Raw genomic sequence first — 16,720 nt, 5'->3', positions numbered from 1 at the left:
GGTTGCACGTGTGGCTGTCCACGGTGGTGCGCCTACCCCACCTCGGCCGGTATACGAGGGGGACCTTTCAGGACATACCGGCCCCTCTCGTGCGCATTCTCACTCGGGGTACGGCGGAAATCTCCCGGTCAGCTCCCGCACTTCTTCACGCGCCTGCCTGCCGGCGGTGCCCTCGCGGTCCTCGCGCAGCACCGCCGCGAACAGAACGGCGATCCGGGCCATCTCCGCCTCGCCCATGCCCTGCGTGGTCAGTGCCGCCGTGCCGAGCCGCAGACCACGGGCGTCGCCGTGGGGCAGAGCACACGTGTCGAGGACCATACCGGCCGCGGCCAGCCGCCCCCGTGCGGTGCGCCCGTCGATGCCGAGCGGCGCGGGATCGGCGATCACCATGTGGGTGTCGGTGCCGCCGGTGGTGACGACGAGCCCCGCGTCGGCCAGCCCCTGGGCGAGCACCCTGGCGTTGGCGACGACCTGATGGGCGTACGCCGCGAAACCCGGCGTCGCCGCCTCACCGAACGCGACGGCCTTGGCGGCGATGGTGTGCATCTGAGCGCCGCCCTGCGTGAACGGGAAGACCGCCCGGTCGACGCGCTCCGCGAGATCGCTGCCGCAAAGGATCATGCCGCCGCGCGGGCCGCGCAGCACCTTGTGCGTGGTGGCGCAGACAATGTCGGCGTACGGCACCGGGGAGGGAGCCGCTCCCCCGGCGACGAGTCCCATGGGGTGGGCGGCGTCGGCGATGAGATACGCGCCGGTCTCGTCGGCGACCTCGCGGAAGAAGGCGTAGTCCATGTGGCGCGGATAGGAGATGGACCCGCACACGATGGCCTTGGGGCGGTGGGTACGGGCCAGGGTGCGCACCTGGTCGTGGTCGATGAGCCCCGACTCGGCCTCGACGCCGTACCCGACGAAGTCGAACCAGCGCCCGGAGAAGTTGGCAGGGGACCCGTGCGTCAGATGCCCCCCGAAGGGCAGCCCCATGGCGAGAACGGTGTCCCCGGGCCGCAGCAGCGCCGCGTACGCGGCGAGGACGGCCGACGATCCCGAGTGCGACTGCACATTGGCGTGCTCGGCACCGAACAGTGCCTTCGCGCGCTCGACGGCGATCCGCTCGGCCACGTCGACGATCTCGCACCCGCCGTGATAGCGCGCCCCCGGATAGCCCTCCGCGTACTTGTTGGCGAGCGGCGACCCGAGGGCCGCGAGCACGGCCGGCGAGGTGAAGTTCTCGGCGGCGATGAGTTGCAGCGTCGTCGACTGCCGGGTCAGTTCGCCGAGCAGGATCTCGGCGAGTTCCGGGTCCTGACGGCGCAGGACGTCCGCTTCGAGCGTGGGTGTGACCGACATGGTGGACTCCGGGCGTCAGCGCTCCACTGGGTACGGCACCGGCCTTCGACAGGGCCGCTGAGAACCAATGTAGAGCTGTGAGCCCTGGGGCGCCCGGTGCCACGTCCAACCAGATACACCCGCGGACGGCGGCCTCAGGCCCGCGCGGGGACCCCCGTCAGCGCCGTCACCACCGGATCGAGCGCCTGGTGTATCTCGTCCCCCACCGACTGGAAGAACGGCAACGGCGCCCCGTACGGGTCGTACACCTCGTCCGCCTCCGCCGTCGGCGCGAGCAGCCACCCGCGTAGAGCCGCACCGGCCCGCACCAGCGCCCGCGCACGCGCGACCAGGCCGTCCTCCAGCGGGGGCAGCGTGGCGGGGTCTATCGCGCGGACGAGGCGGGTGAACTCCTTCAGGGTGAAGGTACGCAGGCCCGCCGAGTGGCCCATGGAGATGACCTGGGCGCGGTGGTCCCGGGTCGCGGTGAGGACCAGGTCGGCGCGGATGACGTGCTCGTCCAGGAGCTCGCGGCCCACGAAGCCGGTGGCGTCCGCACCGAAGTCCGCGAGGACCGCCTCGGCGTTGGCCTCCATGGGAGCGCCCTCGTGGCCCCAGGTGCCGGCGCTCTCGACGATCAGCGCGCCGCCCAGGACGCCGAGCCGCTGGCTCACGTAATGGCGGGTCAGCCGCTCGGTGATCGGCGAGCGGCACACGTTGCCGGTGCTGACGTGGAGGATGCGGAAGCGGTCACGCGGAAGCCCGACAAATGTCGTCGTGATCTCCGCCGCACGTTCCCCGTTCCATATGCCACGCCCCGCGTCAGGGGCCGCCGTCAATTCGCCACCTCAAGGTCGGGTACGACCTTGCGCAGTTCGTCCGCCGACAGTGCGCCCGCACGCAGCAGCACCGGCACCTTGCCCGTGACGTCGACGATCGAGGACGGCACGTTGCCCGGGGTCGGGCCGCCGTCCAGGTAGACGGAGATGGAGTCGCCGAGCATCTCCTGCGCGGCGTCACAGTCCTCCGGTGCCGGATGCCCGGTCAGGTTCGCCGAGGACACCGCCATGGGGCCGACCTCCGTCAGCAGCTCGATCGCGACCGGGTGCAGTGGCATGCGTACGGCGACCGTGCCACGGGTGTCCCCGAGGTCCCACTGGAGCGACGGCTGGTGCTTGGCGACCAGCGTGAGCGCGCCCGGCCAGAAGGCGTCGACGAGCTCCCAGGCCATCTCGGAGAAGTCCGTGACGAGGCCGTGCAGCGTGTTCGGGGAGCCGATGAGGACGGGGGTGGGCATGTTGCGGCCGCGCCCCTTGGCCTCCAGCAGATCGGCCACGGCCTCCGAGGAGAACGCGTCGGCGCCCACGCCGTACACGGTGTCGGTGGGGAGGACCACCAGCTCGCCACGGCGGACTGCGGAGGCGGCCTCGCGCAGACCCGTCGCGCGGTCGGTCGCATCGTTGGTGTCGTATCGCCGTGCCATCTAGCGAGCCTCCTCGTACACGTACTGCTGGACTGAAGTCGGTGGCGTGCTCACGGCATCGCCTTGCGTGCGGTCGCGAAGCGCGGCCGGTTGTTGAGGTCGGGGTGGTCGGCCGCGTCGGCCCAGCCCCGCTCCTCGGTGAAGATCCACGGCACCTGGCCGCCCTGGGTGTCCGCGTGCTCGATCACGACGACACCGCCGGGACGCAGCAGGCGGTGTGCGGTGCGCTCGATGCCCCGGATCAGATCCAGGCCGTCCTCACCGGAGAACAGGGCGAGCTGAGGATCGTAGTCCCGCGCCTCCGGAGCGACGTACTCCCATTCCGTCAGCGGGATGTACGGCGGATTGGAGATGACCAGGTCGACCTGGCCGTCGAGGTCGCGGAAGGCGTCCAGGGCGTTGCCCTGACGCAGGTCGACCCTTGATCCGGTCATGTTCTTGCGGGTCCACACCAGGGCGTCCTCGGACAGCTCCACGGCGTGCACCCGGGAACGCGGCACCTCCTGCGCGAGCGCCAGCGCGATGGCGCCGGAGCCGGTGCACAGGTCGACGATGCACGGCTCGACGACATCCATGGCCCGTACGGCGTCTATCGCCCAGCCGACCACGGACTCGGTCTCGGGGCGAGGCACGAACACACCTGGCCCGACCTGGAGTTCCAGGTACCGGAAGAAGGCCCGCCCGGTGATGTGCTGCAAGGGCTCCCGCTGCTCACGGCGCGCGATGACCTCCCAGTACCGGGCGTCGAAGTCCGAGTCCTTCACGGAGTGCAACGCGCCCCGCTTCACGCCGTGTACGAACGCGGCGAGTTCCTCCGCGTCGGTGCGCGGCGAGGGCACGCCGGCGTCGGCCAGCCGCTGGGTGGCCTGGGCCACCTCTGCGAGCAGCAGGTTCACGCAAGTCCTCCGTCTGGTACTCGTACGTGCCTTAAGGGGTCCTTACGCCGCTGCCAGCTTCGCGGCCGAGTCCGCGTCCACGCACGCCTGGATCACCGCGTCGAGGTCGCCGTCCAGGACCTGGTCCAGGTTGTACGCCTTGAAGCCGACGCGGTGGTCCGAGATGCGGTTCTCCGGGAAGTTGTACGTGCGGATCTTCTCGGAGCGGTCGACGGTACGGACCTGGCTGCGGCGGGCGTCGGCGGCTTCCTTCTCCGCTTCCTCCTGCGCCGCTGCGAGCAGCCTGGAGCGCAGGATACGCATCGCCTGCTCCTTGTTCTGCAGCTGGCTCTTCTCGTTCTGGCAGGAGGCGACGACTCCGGTGGGAAGGTGCGTGATGCGCACCGCGGAGTCGGTCGTGTTGACGGACTGTCCGCCGGGGCCGGAGGACCGGTAGACGTCGATCCGAAGGTCGTTCGGGTTGATCTCGACGTCGATCTCCTCCGCCTCGGGCGTGACCAGCACACCGGCCGCGGAGGTGTGGATACGGCCCTGGGACTCGGTCGCCGGCACCCGCTGCACACGGTGCACCCCGCCCTCGTACTTCAGCCGGGCCCACACGCCCTGTCCGGGCTCGGGGGTCTGGCCGCCCTTGGTCTTCACGGCGACCTGGACGTCCTTGTAGCCGCCGAGTTCGGACTCGGTGGAGTCGATGATCTCGGTCTTCCAGCCGGCGCGCTCGGCGTACCGCAGGTACATGCGCAGCAGATCACCGGCGAACAGGGCCGACTCGTCGCCGCCCGCGCCCGCCTTGATCTCCAGGATGACGTCCTTGTCGTCGCTGGGGTCGCGCGGGATCAGCAGGAAGCGCAGCTTGTCCGTCAGCTCCTCGCGCAGCTTCTCCAGCTCCTTGACCTCGGAGATGAAGTCCGGGTCGTCGGCGGCGAGTTCGCGGGCCGTGTCGATGTCGCCGTTGGTCGACTTCCAGAAGCGGTACGTGGCGATGATCGGGCTCAGCTCGGCGTAACGCTTGTTCAGCTTGCGCGCGGTCGCCTGGTCCGCGTGGACCGACGGATCGGCGAGCTTCTTCTCCAGGTCGGCGTGCTCGCCGACCAGTTCCTCGACCGCCTCGAACATCTCCGGCTCCCTGGACTGTCCCCCGCTCCCATCTTGAGCCCGGGGACGTGCGTACGACGAATAGGTGGGCTGCTGTTACCGCAAAACGCCGGTCCCGGAGCCCCCGGAGGGGCACCAAGGACCGGCGCTGTGAGGTCGCTACTTCTTGGCAGCGGCAGCCTTGCCGAAGCGGGCCTCGAAGCGGGCCACGCGGCCACCGGTGTCGAGGATCTTCTGCTTGCCCGTGTAGAACGGGTGGCACTCGGAGCAGACGTCCGCACGGATGGTGCCGGCGGGGATCGTGCTACGGGTGGTGAACGACGCGCCACAGGTGCAGCTGACCTGCGTCTCGACGTACTCGGGGTGGATGTCGCGCTTCAAGGGTGTCTCCTAGTTCAGGGAGGGCGCCGGGTCGCCGCCGCGGGATGCGGGAGCGTGAACCGGAGCCGACGGTCCAGTCTGCCAGGACTGGGTCCATACGCCCAAACCGGGGGTTGCCGTGGTCTATTCCCCTGCGCCCTGTAGGGGGCGCCTCAGGGGGTGCCACGTTGTCACCGTGGGCGTGTGCGGGTCGTATGTGGCTGGTCGCGCCCACGCGGCGGAGCCGCAAATCGACACAGCCCCGCGCCCCTGAAAAGCCCGGGCGCGCCCTACAAGCCGGGGCGCACGCTCTCAGGACGACTCCACCACTCCGCTCGCCCCGCCGTGGGCCGTGCCCTCGGTTGCCGACTTCGGGATCGGCTGGTCGGCCTTCAGGGCCTTCCATACGAGGTCGGCCTTGGTCTTGGCCATCAGGACGCGGTTGGGGTCCGCGGGGTCGTACTGGACCGGCATCGTGACCATGGTCATCTGCGACGCGCTGATGCCCTTGAGGCCGCTCGCGAAGGACGCCAGGCCCGTGACGGAGCCGAGCTCGGAGTCGGTGGTGACGGTCCTGGTGGCGGTGTCGGCGAGGTCGTACAGCCGCTTCGGGCTGGACAGGACGCCGATGTCCTGGACCTGCTTGACCAGGGCCTTGATGAACGCCTGCTGGAGCTGGATGCGGCCGAGGTCCGAGCCGTCGCCGACGCCGTGCCGGGTGCGTACGAGGCCGAGGGCCTGCTTGCCGTTCAGCGTGTGCGTGCCGGCGTTCAGGTTCAGGCGGCTGTTCGGGTCCTCGATGTTCTGGGTCGTGGTGACCTCGACACCGCCGAGCTCGTCGATGAGCTTCTGGAAGCCGGCGAAGTCGACCTCGATGTAGTGGTCCATACGGATGCCGGTCATGGACTCGACGGTCTTCACCGCGCAGGCCGCGCCGCCGGTCGAGTACGCGGAGTTGAACATGACGTTCTTGGCGGCCGGATACGCCGTGCCGCGGGTGTCGGTGCACTCGGGGCGCTCGACCAGGGTGTCACGCGGTATGGAGACCACGCCGGCCTTCTTGTGGCCCTCGTATATGTGCACGATCATCGCCGTGTCCGAGCGGGCGCTGCCGTCGTCGACGCCGCCGCCCAGCTTCTCGTTGCCGCCCGAGCGGCTGTCGGAGCCGAGGACGAGGATGTCCTGCGAGCCGTTGTCGACGTTCTGGGGCCGGTCGGTGCCGAGGGCCTGGTTGATGTCGACGCTCTTGATGTTGCCGTTGAGCTTGAAGTACACGTAGCCGAAGCCGGTGCCACCGAGTACGACGATGCCCGCGGCGGTCCAGGCGGCGGCCCGGAGCGCCTTGCTCCCCTTGCTCCTGGGCCCGCGGTGGCCGCCCTCGCCGCGGCGGCGGGCGCCCGTGGTGCCGGTCGTGCCTGGGGTGCCGGGTTCCGGCGTGCTCTCGGCGGACATGTGCTCCTCGGTCCTCTTGCGGGTCGGTTGCCCCCTGCTGTCTGGCTCGGGCCTGGTCCGTACCGTCAGACGGCAGACCGGGAGAAAGGGTTGCACATGGCACTGTGGCCACCGGGTGGACGAACCGGCACAGTGTGTGATCGGCCGTTCCGGTGAGGGCGGGTTCACCTGCGGTTTCACCCGAACAGGTCGTACTGGTCGTAACCGGTGCCGATCGAGATCCCTGTGGCAAAGGTCTCGCGCACAACGCCGCTGGGGGCGCCCTCGTGGCGAGGGCACCCCCAGTGGTTCGGTCCGCGAAGCGATCAGTCGCCGTTGCCCGGCATCGGCGTCGTCTTCTGGATCTGGAGCAGGAACTCGGCGTTCGACTTGGTCTGCTTCATCTTGTCGAGCAGCAGCTCGATCGCCTGCTGCTGGTCGAGCGCGTGCAGCACCCGGCGCAGCTTCCAGACGATGGCGAGCTCCTCGTTGCCGAGCAGGATCTCTTCCTTACGGGTACCGGACGCGTCGACGTCCACCGCCGGGAAGATGCGCTTGTCGGCAAGCTTGCGGTCGAGCTTGAGCTCGGCGTTACCCGTGCCCTTGAACTCCTCGAAGATCACCTCGTCCATACGGGACCCGGTGTCCACCAGGGCGGTGGCGAGGATGGTGAGCGAGCCGCCGTCCTCGATGTTCCGCGCCGCACCGAAGAAGCGCTTCGGCGGGTACAGCGCGGTCGAGTCGACACCACCGGACAGGATGCGGCCGGAGGCGGGCGCGGCCAGGTTGTACGCACGGCCCAGACGGGTGATCGAGTCGAGCAGGACGACGACGTCGTGGCCCAGCTCCACCAGACGCTTGGCGCGCTCGATTGCGAGCTCGGCGACCGTGGTGTGGTCCTCGGCCGGGCGGTCGAAGGTCGAGGAGATGACCTCGCCCTTGACCGACCGCTGCATGTCGGTGACCTCTTCCGGACGCTCGTCGACGAGGACGACCATCAGGTGGCACTCGGGGTTGTTGTGCGTGATGGCGTTGGCGATCGCCTGCATGATCATGGTCTTGCCGGTCTTCGGCGGGGCCACGATCAGACCGCGCTGGCCCTTGCCGATGGGCGCGACGAGGTCGATGATGCGGGTGGTCAGGACGCCGGGGTCCGTCTCCAGGCGGAGGCGATCCTGCGGGTAAAGGGGCGTCAGCTTGGTGAACTCCGGGCGGCCACGGCCGTGTTCGGGCGCCATGCCGTTGACGGAGTCCAGGCGGACCAGCGCGTTGAACTTCTCGCGGCGCTCGCCGTCCTTCGGCTGACGGACCGCACCGGTGACGTGGTCGCCCTTGCGCAGGCCGTTCTTGCGGACCTGGGCGAGAGAGACGTACACGTCGTTCGGGCCCGGCAGGTAGCCCGAGGTACGGATGAAGGCGTAGTTGTCGAGGATGTCCAGGATGCCCGCGACCGGGATCAGGACGTCGTCCTCGGCGACCTGCGGCTCGGCGATGTCGTCGCGGCCACGGCGGCCACGGCGGTCGCGGTAGCGCCCGCGACGGCCCCGGCGGCCGTCGAAGTCGTCCCCGTCCTCGTCGCCGCGCTGCTGACGGCCGCCGCCCTGCTGGCCCTGCTGCTGGCCGCGCTGCTGCTGGCCGCCCTGCTGGTCGTCGCCCTTGCCACGGCGGTCCCGGTCGCGGTCCCTGCCGCGCTCGCGGCGGTCACGGCGGCCCTGACGACCGTCGCCGCCCTGGTCACCGGCGTCGCCCCTGGCCTCGCCCTGCGGCTGGGCCGGGGTCTCGGCCTTCGGCTCGCTCTTGGCCTCGGCGGCGATGCCGGTCCCCGGATCGGGGCTGCCGGCCTCGGCGGTGGCGCGACGGCGGCGGCGCTCGGTGGGCGCGTCCTCGCTCGTCGGCTGCGGCTGGCCGGGGATCTCGATCTGCTGCTGGGCCACGGCCTGCTCGGCGGGCGCCTCGGCCGTGGCGGCCTTCGTGGCCTTGACGGCCTTCTTGTCGGCGGGAGCCTCGACATCGGCGGAGGCGGTCTCGCCCGTACGCGTCTTCGAGGTGGCGCGGCGCTTCGGCTTGGTCTCGGTGGCTGCGTCGGCCTTCGCCGGGGCGCCCCCGGCCGCCTGCGCCTCCTTGATGACCTCGATCAGCTGGCTCTTGCGCATACGCGCGGTGCCCCTGATGCCGAGGCCGGATGCGACCTGCTGCAGCTCGGCCAGCACCATGCCCTCAAGGCCGGTACCGCGGCGCCGCCGGGAGCCGGCACCGCTGGCAGGCGCGGAGGCGTCCGTGGCGGGCGCGGCAGCGGTCTCCTCGACACGTGCGCCCATCAGATCGGTGGTGTCGCTCACGAAGGGTCCTTCCCTGGAGCGGACGTCGGCCTGTCTGGCTCGGCGACCGGTTGTGCTGTCCGGCTTCGGTCCTTGCTGTGTGGACCGTGCCGGGGCGGTGGTCCGCCAAAGGCGGCGGAGGTGATCTCTGATGATTCGGCGCTTCCCTGAGCCATGGCACGGGGTGTCTGTGTCACATGGCTTGGTCACGCCGATTCCGGAGCGTGCTCAGCAGATCGCTCAGTGCCTGCGTACGACATACTGCGTGACGGACGAGACACGGTGCGATTTGGGAAGCTCCCGGAAGAAAAGTCGTCCCGGACGGGGACACGAAGCACCTCGCCATGGTGGGGTCGGGTGCAGACTTGAGGTTAACACTACCGGATCCAACAAACATTCCCCCTCTCGAAATCCGGCAACCGTGTGTCAGGTGGCAAGCGGAAGCACGCTCGCTCCCTGTGCGTCGAGCTCCAGCCGGTTGGCGGCCCAGCCCGCGCCGGCCAGGTGTGCCACCTTGTCGGCGCTGTCACCGTCGGCCAGCGCGAGGACCGTGGGTCCGGCGCCGGAGATCACCGCGGGTACTCCGTCGGCGCGCAGCCGCTCCACGAGTGCGGCGCTGTCCGGCATGGCCGGGGCGCGGTACTCCTGGTGCAGCCTGTCCTCGGTAGCGGGCAACAGCAACTCGGGGCGCCTTGTCAGCGCCTCGACGAGCAGTGCCGCACGGCCCGCGTTGGTGGCGGCGTCGACGTGCGGGACGGTGCGCGGGAGCAGTCCGCGGGCCGTCTCCGTCAGTACCGGCTTCCCCGGTACGAAAACCACCGGAACGATGGAATCGGCGGGCTCCATCCTGATGGCCCGCGCGGCGCCGCCCTCCATCCAGGAGAGCGTGAAGCCGCCCAGCAGACAGGCCGCGACGTTGTCCGGGTGCCCCTCGATCTCGGTGGCCAGTTCGAGCAGCGCGGTGTCGTCGAGCCGGGAGTCGCCGCCTATCGTCACGGCGCGCGCGGCGACGATGCCGGCGCAGATGGCCGCCGAGGAGGAACCGAGGCCGCGTCCGTGCGGAATGCGGTTGGCGCAGACGATTTCGAGGCCGCGGGGCTGTCCGCCGAGCAGGTCGAAGGCGGTACGCAGGGAACGGACGAGGAGGTGACCCTCGTCACGCGGGAGGGTCTCGCTGCCCTCACCCGCGATGTCGATGTGCAGGCCGGAGTCGGCCACCCGGACGACCACGTCGTCGTAGAGGCCCAGCGACAGGCCGAGGGCGTCGAAGCCCGGGCCGAGGTTGGCGCTGGTGGCGGGGACGCGCACCCGGACGGCGGCGGCGCGGAACGCTGGACCGGCCATCGCTCGATGACTCTCCTTGAGCTTGAGCTGCGACTTTGTCGAAGGTCGAAGACATTCGATGCGTACGGAAGACCCTTGAGGCCACTGTCGACGGGATCCGGGGATCACTGTCGACGACGCGGCACCGCGGCATATGCGGCGGGCGGGTTCAGTACAGCCTATCGAAGGAAGGTTCTGTGGCGACATAGGGCGCACGGGAGGCGCACGATGCGTGTCGTAAGCCCCCTGTGCCCCCCTTGTCGGGTGCCATGCGGGGTTATCCCCCGGGAGTGCCCTCCTTACGCCAGAGCGTGGTGTCCTGCGCGGTTCTGCGCGGCGCGCATGGGCACCATGCGCGCCGCGCAGGGCCGACGCCCTCCCGGGGCCCGGCGTCCTACGCGAGACCGAGGCGCTCGGCCGCCGTAGCCGCGTCCACGGGGACCGTGACCGGCTGGGGGGCGCCGGCGACGGCCCAGTCGGGGTCCTTGAGGCCGTTCCCGGTGACCGTGCACACGATGGTCTGGCCGGGGTCGACCTTGCCCTGCTCGGCGGCCTTCAGCAGACCGGCCACCGACGCGGCGGACGCGGGCTCGACGAAGACGCCCTCCTGCGCGGCCAACAGCCGGTAGGCGCGCAGGATCTCACGGTCCGTCACCTCGTCGATGAAGCCGCCCGACTCGTCCCTCGCCGCCAGCGCGTACTGCCAGGAGGCGGGGTTGCCGATGCGGATCGCGGTGGCGATGGTCGACGGGTCCTTGACGACCTCGCCGCGCACGATCGGGGCGGAGCCGGAGGCCTGGAAGCCCCACATGCGCGGGGTCCGCCCGGCGATCCCGTCGGCCGCGTACTCCGTGTAGCCCTTCCAGTAGGCCGTGATGTTGCCCGCGTTGCCCACCGGCAGCACATGGATGTCGGGGGCGTCGCCGAGCATGTCCACGATCTCGAACGCGGCCGTCTTCTGGCCCTCGATACGCACTGGGTTGACCGAATTGACCAGTGCCACCGGGTAGTTGTCGGACAGCTCACGCGCGAGGGTGAGGCAGTCGTCGAAGTTGCCGTCGACCTGGAGGATCTTCGCGCCGTGCACGAGGGCCTGGCCCATCTTGCCGAGCGCGATCTTGCCCTGCGGCACGAGCACGGCGGACACCATCTGGGCCCGTACTGCATACGCGGCGGCGGAGGCGGAGGTGTTGCCGGTCGACGCGCAGATGACGGCCTTCGCACCCTCCTCCTTGGCCCGGGTGATGGCCATCGTCATCCCGCGGTCCTTGAAGGAACCCGTCGGGTTCGCGCCCTCCACCTTGAGATGAACGTCACAGCCCGTGCGCTCGGAGAGCACCTGTGCGGGCACGAGAGGCGTACCGCCCTCGCGGAGCGTCACGACCTGCGTGGTGTCCGAGACCGGCAGCCTGTCCCGGTACTCCTCGATGATTCCGCGCCACTGGTGGGTCATTGCTGGTTACTCTCCTTCAACCCGCATGATGCTGGCGACACCCCGCACGGTGTCGAGCTTGCGCAGCGCCTCGACGGTTCCGCTCAGGGCGGCGTCGGACGCGCGGTGGGTGACGACGACGAGAGAGGCCTCGCCGTCCTTTCCCTGCTGGCGAACCGTATCGATAGAGACACCGTGCTCAGCGAAAACGGTGGCGACCTGGGCGAGAACGCCCGGTTTGTCGGCGACGTCGAGGCTGATGTGGTACCGCGTGACGACGTCACCCATGCCCGACACCGGCAGGGCGGCGTACGCCGACTCACCGGGTCCGGTGGCACCGTTCAGCCGGTTGCGGCACACGGCGACCAGGTCACCGAGGACGGCGGACGCGGTGGGGGCGCCGCCCGCGCCCGGTCCGTAGAACATGAGCTGCCCGGAGGCGTCCGACTCGACGAACACGGCGTTGTACGCGCCGCGCACGGAGGCGAGCGGGTGGGTGAGCGGAATCATCGCGGGGTGCACACGGGCGGTCACGGAGGCACCGTCCTCGGCCCGCTCACAGATGGCGAGCAGCTTGATGGTGCAGCCCATCTCCTTGGCGGAGGCGAAGTCGGCGGCGGTGACCTCGGTCATGCCCTCGCGGTAGACGTCGTCGAGCCGTACGCGCGTGTGGAAGGCGATCCCGGCCAGGATGGCGGCCTTGGCGGCGGCGTCGAACCCCTCGACGTCGGCGGTGGGGTCGGCTTCCGCGTACCCGAGCGCGGTGGCCTCGTCGAGGGCCTCCTGATAGCCGGCCCCGGTCGAGTCCATCTTGTCGAGGATGAAGTTCGTCGTCCCGTTGACGATGCCGAGCACGCGGTTGACCTTGTCGCCGGCGAGCGACTCGCGCAGCGGGCGGATCAGCGGGATGGCACCGGCGACGGCGGCCTCGTAGTAGAGGTCCGCGTCGTGGTCCTCGGCGGCGGCGTGCAGCGCGGCACCGTCCTGGGCGAGCAGCGCCTTGTTGGCGGACACGACGGAGGCGCCGTACTCGAAGGCGGTGGTGATGAGGGAGCGCGCGGGCTCGATGCCGCCGATCACCTCGACGACGACGTCGATGTCCCCGCGTTTGACGAGCGCGGTGGCGTCGGTGGTGACGAGCTCGGCGGGAATGCCCTCACGCACCTTGGAGGGCCGCCGTACCGCCACCCCGGCGAGCTCCACCGGGGCGCCGATCCTGGCGGCGAGGTCGTCGGCGTGCGTCGTCATGATGCGCGCCACCTCTGAGCCGACAACCCCACAGCCCAGCAGCGCCACCTTCAGCGGACGCGTACGCATCATCCGACCTCGTTTCCTCACATACCGAATACGGTGGAACCAGTCTCACGCACCGGACGGGAGTTTCTGTCTCCCGTCCGGATCGTGAGACATTGATTTCATTTTCTTGGCGGGGGAAGACAGGAGATCTTCCACCCGGTCACGGCGCAGGTCGTGCAGCTAGTTCAGCTTCGTTCAGCTCGCTCAGCCGACATCGAGGCGCAGGAGGTCCTCCTCCGTCTCGCGGCGGACGATCACCCGGGCCTCGCCCTCGTTGACGGCGACGACGGGCGGGCGGAGCGCGTGGTTGTAGTTGCTGGCCATGGAACGGCAGTACGCACCGGTCGCGGGCACGGCGATGAGGTCACCCGGTGCCAGGTCGGCGGGCAGGAACGCGTCCTTCACCACGATGTCCCCGCTCTCGCAGTGCTTGCCGACGACGCGGACGAGCATGGGGTCGGCGTCACTTGTGCGGGAGACCAGGGCGACGCTGTACTCGGCGTCGTAGAGCGCGGTCCGGATGTTGTCGGACATGCCGCCGTCGACGGAGACGTACGTACGGAGCCCGTCGAGCGGCTTGATGGTGCCGACCTCGTAGAGCGTGAAGGCGGTCGGCCCGACGATGGCGCGCCCCGGCTCGACGGAGATACGGGGAGTGCGCAACTGGGCCCGCTCGCACTCGCGGCCGACGATCTCGGTCAGCGCCTTGGCGATCTCGTGCGGCTCACGGGGATCGTCGTCACTCGTGTACGCGATGCCGAGCCCGCCGCCGAGGTCGATCTCGGGAAGCTCGACGCCGCGCTCGTCCCGTACCGCCTTCAGCAGCCCGACGACGCGGTGGGCGGCCACCTCGAACCCGGACGTGTCGAAGATCTGCGACCCGATGTGGCTGTGGATGCCGATGAGTTCGAGCCCGTCGAGCTGCAGGGCGCGCCGTACGGCCTCGGCGGCCTGCCCCCCGGCGAGCGGAATGCCGAACTTCTGGTCCTCGTGGGCGGTGGCGATGAACTCGTGCGTGTGCGCCTCCACTCCGACCGTGACGCGGATCTGCACCCGCTGCCGCGTCCCGAGCTCCTGGGCCACATGCGCGACCCGCACGATCTCCTGGAAGGAGTCGAGCACGATCCGCCCGACACCGGCCTCGATGGCCGTACGGATCTCGGCCGTGGACTTGTTGTTGCCGTGGAAGGCGATGCGGTCGGCGGGCATGCCGGCGGAGAGTGCGGTGGCGAGCTCGCCGCCGGAACAGACGTCGAGGTTGAGCCCCTCTTCGTGCAACCAGCGCACGACGGCGCGGGAGAGGAAGGCCTTGCCGGCGTAGAAGACATCGGCGTCGTGCCCGAAGGCGGTACGCCAGGCCCGTGCCCGGGCCCGGAAGTCGGCCTCGTCGACGAAGTAGGCGGGCGTGCCGAACTCCTCGGCCAGCGTCTTCACATCGATCCCGCCGACGCTGACGACGCCTTCGGGGGTACGGGTCACGGTCTGTGCCCACACCTTGGGGTCGAGGGTGTTGAGGTCGGCGGGCGGGGCGGAGTAATGGCCATCGGGGAGGACGTCGGCGTGACGGGGCCCTGCGGGGTGTGCGGAACGGCTCATGACGTGTCGGGCTCTCTTGGCTCTCTGGACTCTCTGAGCCCTCTGGACTCTCTGAACCCTCTTGGCTCTCGAGTCCTCTTGGCTCTCTGGGGCTCTCTGAGTTCTCTGTGGGCGTTCTCAGAGGTGGTCGGGTGCGTCGATGCCGAGCAGGGACAGGCCGCCGGCCAGCACCGTCCCGGCGGCTTCGGCGAGGGCCAGCCGGGCACGGTGGGCGGCCGAGGGTTTCTCCTCACCGCGTGGGAGCACCGTGTGCTGGAAGGCGAGCAGGGCGTCGGCGACGGCGACGAGGTGCCGGGCCAGCCGGTCGGGGGCGCGGTGTGCGGCTGCGTGGGCGAGGGCGTGGGGGTATTCGGCCAGGGCGGTGACGAGGGGGTGTCCTCGCGGGGGTTCTCTGAGGGGTGGTGGTGCACGTCTCGTATGTCACCTGGGGTGCTGGTGAAGCCGAGGGCAGTGGCGTTGCGGTGGAGGGCTCGGGCGCGGGCGTGGGCGTAACGGACCCGGAAGAGGGGGTTGCTCGCGCGCTGCACGAGGTGATCGGCGGTGATCCGGGGCCGGTCGTGGGCGGCGGGGTACAGCAACGCCCACCGGGCGGCGTCTGGCCCGAGCGGTGCGGGGTCCTCCGGCGCCGGGACGGGCCGCAGATTCACGGGCTCGGTGTGCTCGACCTCGACGCGGCCGCCCTGACTGCCGATGATCCGCACGAGGGCGTCGGCGACGACTTCGGCGCGGATGTCGTACGGGATGCGCAGGGCGATGACTTCTCCGCGCAGGTCGTCACTGTGCCCGTACGCCCCCTGGAACTCTTGCTGGGCGCCTTGCTGAGCCCCGTGCTGGGTGCGTTGCTGGATGCTGCGGACCAGTGCCGTGGTCGCGGCCCCGTCGAGATGGATGTTGAGGAAACCGGGCCCGGTGATCTCGACGTCGGAGACGCCTTCCGTACGGCTGATGTGGGGGCGCAGGATCTCTGCGACCTGCCGGGGTGGCCGGCCGGCGGGCCGGGCCAGCTGCAACGCGATGTTCGTCGCGTAGTCCCCCCGCCCACCGGGCCCCGGCGGCGTCACGACGGCCCGTTCCGGCACCGCCACGCTCAGTTCCCCGTCATCCACAGCACGACGCACCGCGCGCAGCACGGTACGGGAGAGCTCGACGGGGGTCACGGGACAAGCGTATGGGAGGAGGGGGTGGGTAGGCGAGCCGGTTTGGCGGAGGTCCGGCATATGGACGGGGGAGGGAAGCACTCCGCGTACGCCGCCGGTCCCGCTGACGATCCCGCCGACGATCCGACGGTCAGGCCAGGTACGGCATCGCACCCGGCTCACCGAAGTGCCGGCTCAGCCCGCGGACCCGCCGACGGACGTGGTCGTACCACCACCGAGGCCGAACTGGGAGTCGTCGTCCTGCCCGCCCACGTCCCCGGCGCCACCACTCGCCTCGCCCCGCTTGCCTCGGGCACGCCGCTCGATCAACTCCCGCACGATCCGCACGAGTTCAACGGGCTCGAACGGCTTCGCGAGAAAGACGTCGACACCGACATCGAGCCCGGCCTCGACCTCGTACTGGCTACAGGCGCTGACGATGGCGATGGGCAGGTTCCGGGTGCGGGGGTCGCTGCGGAGCCGAGCGGCGGTACGCAAGCCGTCGAGCCGTGGCATGACCACATCGAGGGTGATGACATCCGGCCGAACCTGGTGAACGACATCCAGACACTCGGCACCATCGGCCGCGGTCACCACCTCAAGCCCCTCAAGCTCAAGATTGACCCTGATCAGCTGCCGGATGACCTTGTTGTCGTCCACAACAAGCACTCGGCCGAACGCGCCTGGCACAACTTGAGAGTAGGTCGACACCCACCGCCGCGTCCGGGTTTTCCCCACTTCCACCCCGTCCGTGCGCCCTCCCCCAGGTCAGCCCCACCCTCCACCGGAAACCCGTTCCTGACCTCCCCTCCGAAGCTGGTAGGGTTCTACCCGTCGCCGCGCACACCGCGCCACCGACACCGCCCCCGTAGCTCAGGGGATAGAGCAACGGCCTCCGGAGCCGTGTGCGCAGGTTCGAATCCTGCCGGGGGCACCGGAAATTTAGGCCCTGAACTGCAGAAACGCAGTTCAGGGCCTTTCTTGTGCACGCCAGAACGCACACGATTGCCCCGGCGACGACTGCTCAG

The 16,720-nt window shown here is 70.0% G+C and carries 13 protein-coding genes, 1 tRNA gene and 1 pseudogene; 1 reads left to right on the top strand and 14 read right to left on the bottom strand.

Annotation, left to right across the window (positions count from 1 at the left end; all coding sequences use genetic code 11):
* Nucleotides 1-99: 99 nt before the first annotated feature.
* The 14 genes and pseudogenes from glyA to E0500_RS16665 form a co-directional block, all read right to left on the bottom strand.
* A complete protein-coding gene (gene glyA / locus E0500_RS16730; protein ID WP_131559023.1) occupies nucleotides 100-1,347 on the bottom strand; it encodes a serine hydroxymethyltransferase in 1,248 nt (415 codons plus the stop codon).
* A gap of 134 nt (nucleotides 1,348-1,481) precedes the next feature.
* Nucleotides 1,482-2,165, bottom strand: coding sequence for a protein-tyrosine-phosphatase (locus tag E0500_RS16725; RefSeq protein ID WP_131559021.1), 684 nt, complete (start codon nucleotides 2,163-2,165; stop codon nucleotides 1,482-1,484).
* Nucleotides 2,162-2,809 carry an L-threonylcarbamoyladenylate synthase gene (locus E0500_RS16720; protein WP_131559019.1) on the bottom strand — a complete coding sequence of 216 codons (648 nt, stop codon included), beginning with the start codon at nucleotides 2,807-2,809 and terminating at the stop codon, nucleotides 2,162-2,164. The genes E0500_RS16725 and E0500_RS16720 overlap by 4 nt, the downstream gene beginning before the upstream one ends.
* 50 nt (nucleotides 2,810-2,859) lie before the next feature.
* A complete protein-coding gene (gene prmC / locus E0500_RS16715; RefSeq protein WP_131559017.1) occupies nucleotides 2,860-3,705 on the bottom strand; it encodes a peptide chain release factor N(5)-glutamine methyltransferase in 846 nt (281 codons plus the stop codon).
* Nucleotides 3,706-3,747: 42 nt separating this feature from the next.
* On the bottom strand, nucleotides 3,748-4,821 hold the full coding sequence (gene prfA / locus E0500_RS16710) for a peptide chain release factor 1 (RefSeq protein WP_131559015.1): 1,074 nt from the start codon (nucleotides 4,819-4,821) through the stop codon (nucleotides 3,748-3,750).
* A 138-nt stretch (nucleotides 4,822-4,959) separates the two neighbouring features.
* The gene (gene rpmE, locus E0500_RS16705) at nucleotides 4,960-5,181 is read right to left on the bottom strand and encodes a 50S ribosomal protein L31 (protein WP_131559013.1); all 222 of its coding nucleotides are present in this window, start codon (nucleotides 5,179-5,181) and stop codon (nucleotides 4,960-4,962) included.
* A 291-nt stretch (nucleotides 5,182-5,472) separates the two neighbouring features.
* Nucleotides 5,473-6,612 carry an LCP family protein gene (locus E0500_RS16700; protein ID WP_131559011.1) on the bottom strand — a complete coding sequence of 380 codons (1,140 nt, stop codon included), beginning with the start codon at nucleotides 6,610-6,612 and terminating at the stop codon, nucleotides 5,473-5,475.
* 305 nt (nucleotides 6,613-6,917) lie between these two features.
* The gene (gene rho, locus E0500_RS16695) at nucleotides 6,918-8,930 is read right to left on the bottom strand and encodes a transcription termination factor Rho (RefSeq protein WP_131559009.1); all 2,013 of its coding nucleotides are present in this window, start codon (nucleotides 8,928-8,930) and stop codon (nucleotides 6,918-6,920) included.
* 405 nt (nucleotides 8,931-9,335) lie between these two features.
* Complete coding sequence (gene thrB, locus E0500_RS16690) at nucleotides 9,336-10,253, bottom strand: homoserine kinase (RefSeq protein ID WP_131559007.1); 918 nt, start codon at nucleotides 10,251-10,253, stop codon at nucleotides 9,336-9,338.
* Between the two features lie 373 nt (nucleotides 10,254-10,626).
* Nucleotides 10,627-11,685 (bottom strand): threonine synthase, encoded by a 1,059-nt coding sequence (gene thrC, locus E0500_RS16685; RefSeq protein WP_131559005.1) that lies wholly within the window; start codon nucleotides 11,683-11,685, stop codon nucleotides 10,627-10,629.
* A 6-nt stretch (nucleotides 11,686-11,691) separates the two neighbouring features.
* Nucleotides 11,692-12,984 (bottom strand): homoserine dehydrogenase, encoded by a 1,293-nt coding sequence (locus E0500_RS16680; protein WP_131559003.1) that lies wholly within the window; start codon nucleotides 12,982-12,984, stop codon nucleotides 11,692-11,694.
* A gap of 180 nt (nucleotides 12,985-13,164) precedes the next feature.
* A complete protein-coding gene (gene lysA, locus E0500_RS16675) occupies nucleotides 13,165-14,556 on the bottom strand; it encodes a diaminopimelate decarboxylase (protein ID WP_131559001.1) in 1,392 nt (463 codons plus the stop codon).
* 117 nt (nucleotides 14,557-14,673) lie between these two features.
* Nucleotides 14,674-15,713: pseudogene (gene nrtL / locus E0500_RS16670) on the bottom strand (ArgS-related anticodon-binding protein NrtL).
* 174 nt (nucleotides 15,714-15,887) lie between these two features.
* The gene (locus E0500_RS16665) at nucleotides 15,888-16,352 is read right to left on the bottom strand and encodes a response regulator (RefSeq protein WP_399119319.1); all 465 of its coding nucleotides are present in this window, start codon (nucleotides 16,350-16,352) and stop codon (nucleotides 15,888-15,890) included.
* 202 nt (nucleotides 16,353-16,554) lie between these two features.
* On the opposite strand from E0500_RS16665, the gene E0500_RS16660 reads away from it, so the two are divergent.
* Nucleotides 16,555-16,626: transfer RNA gene (locus tag E0500_RS16660), tRNA-Arg, on the top strand.
* Nucleotides 16,627-16,720 lie beyond the last annotated feature (94 nt).

Origin of the sequence: Streptomyces sp. KM273126 (assembly GCF_004337435.2) — a bacterium.
GTDB lineage: Bacteria > Actinomycetota > Actinomycetes > Streptomycetales > Streptomycetaceae > Streptomyces > Streptomyces acidicola.
This window is presented reverse-complemented; position numbering and strand designations above follow the sequence as displayed.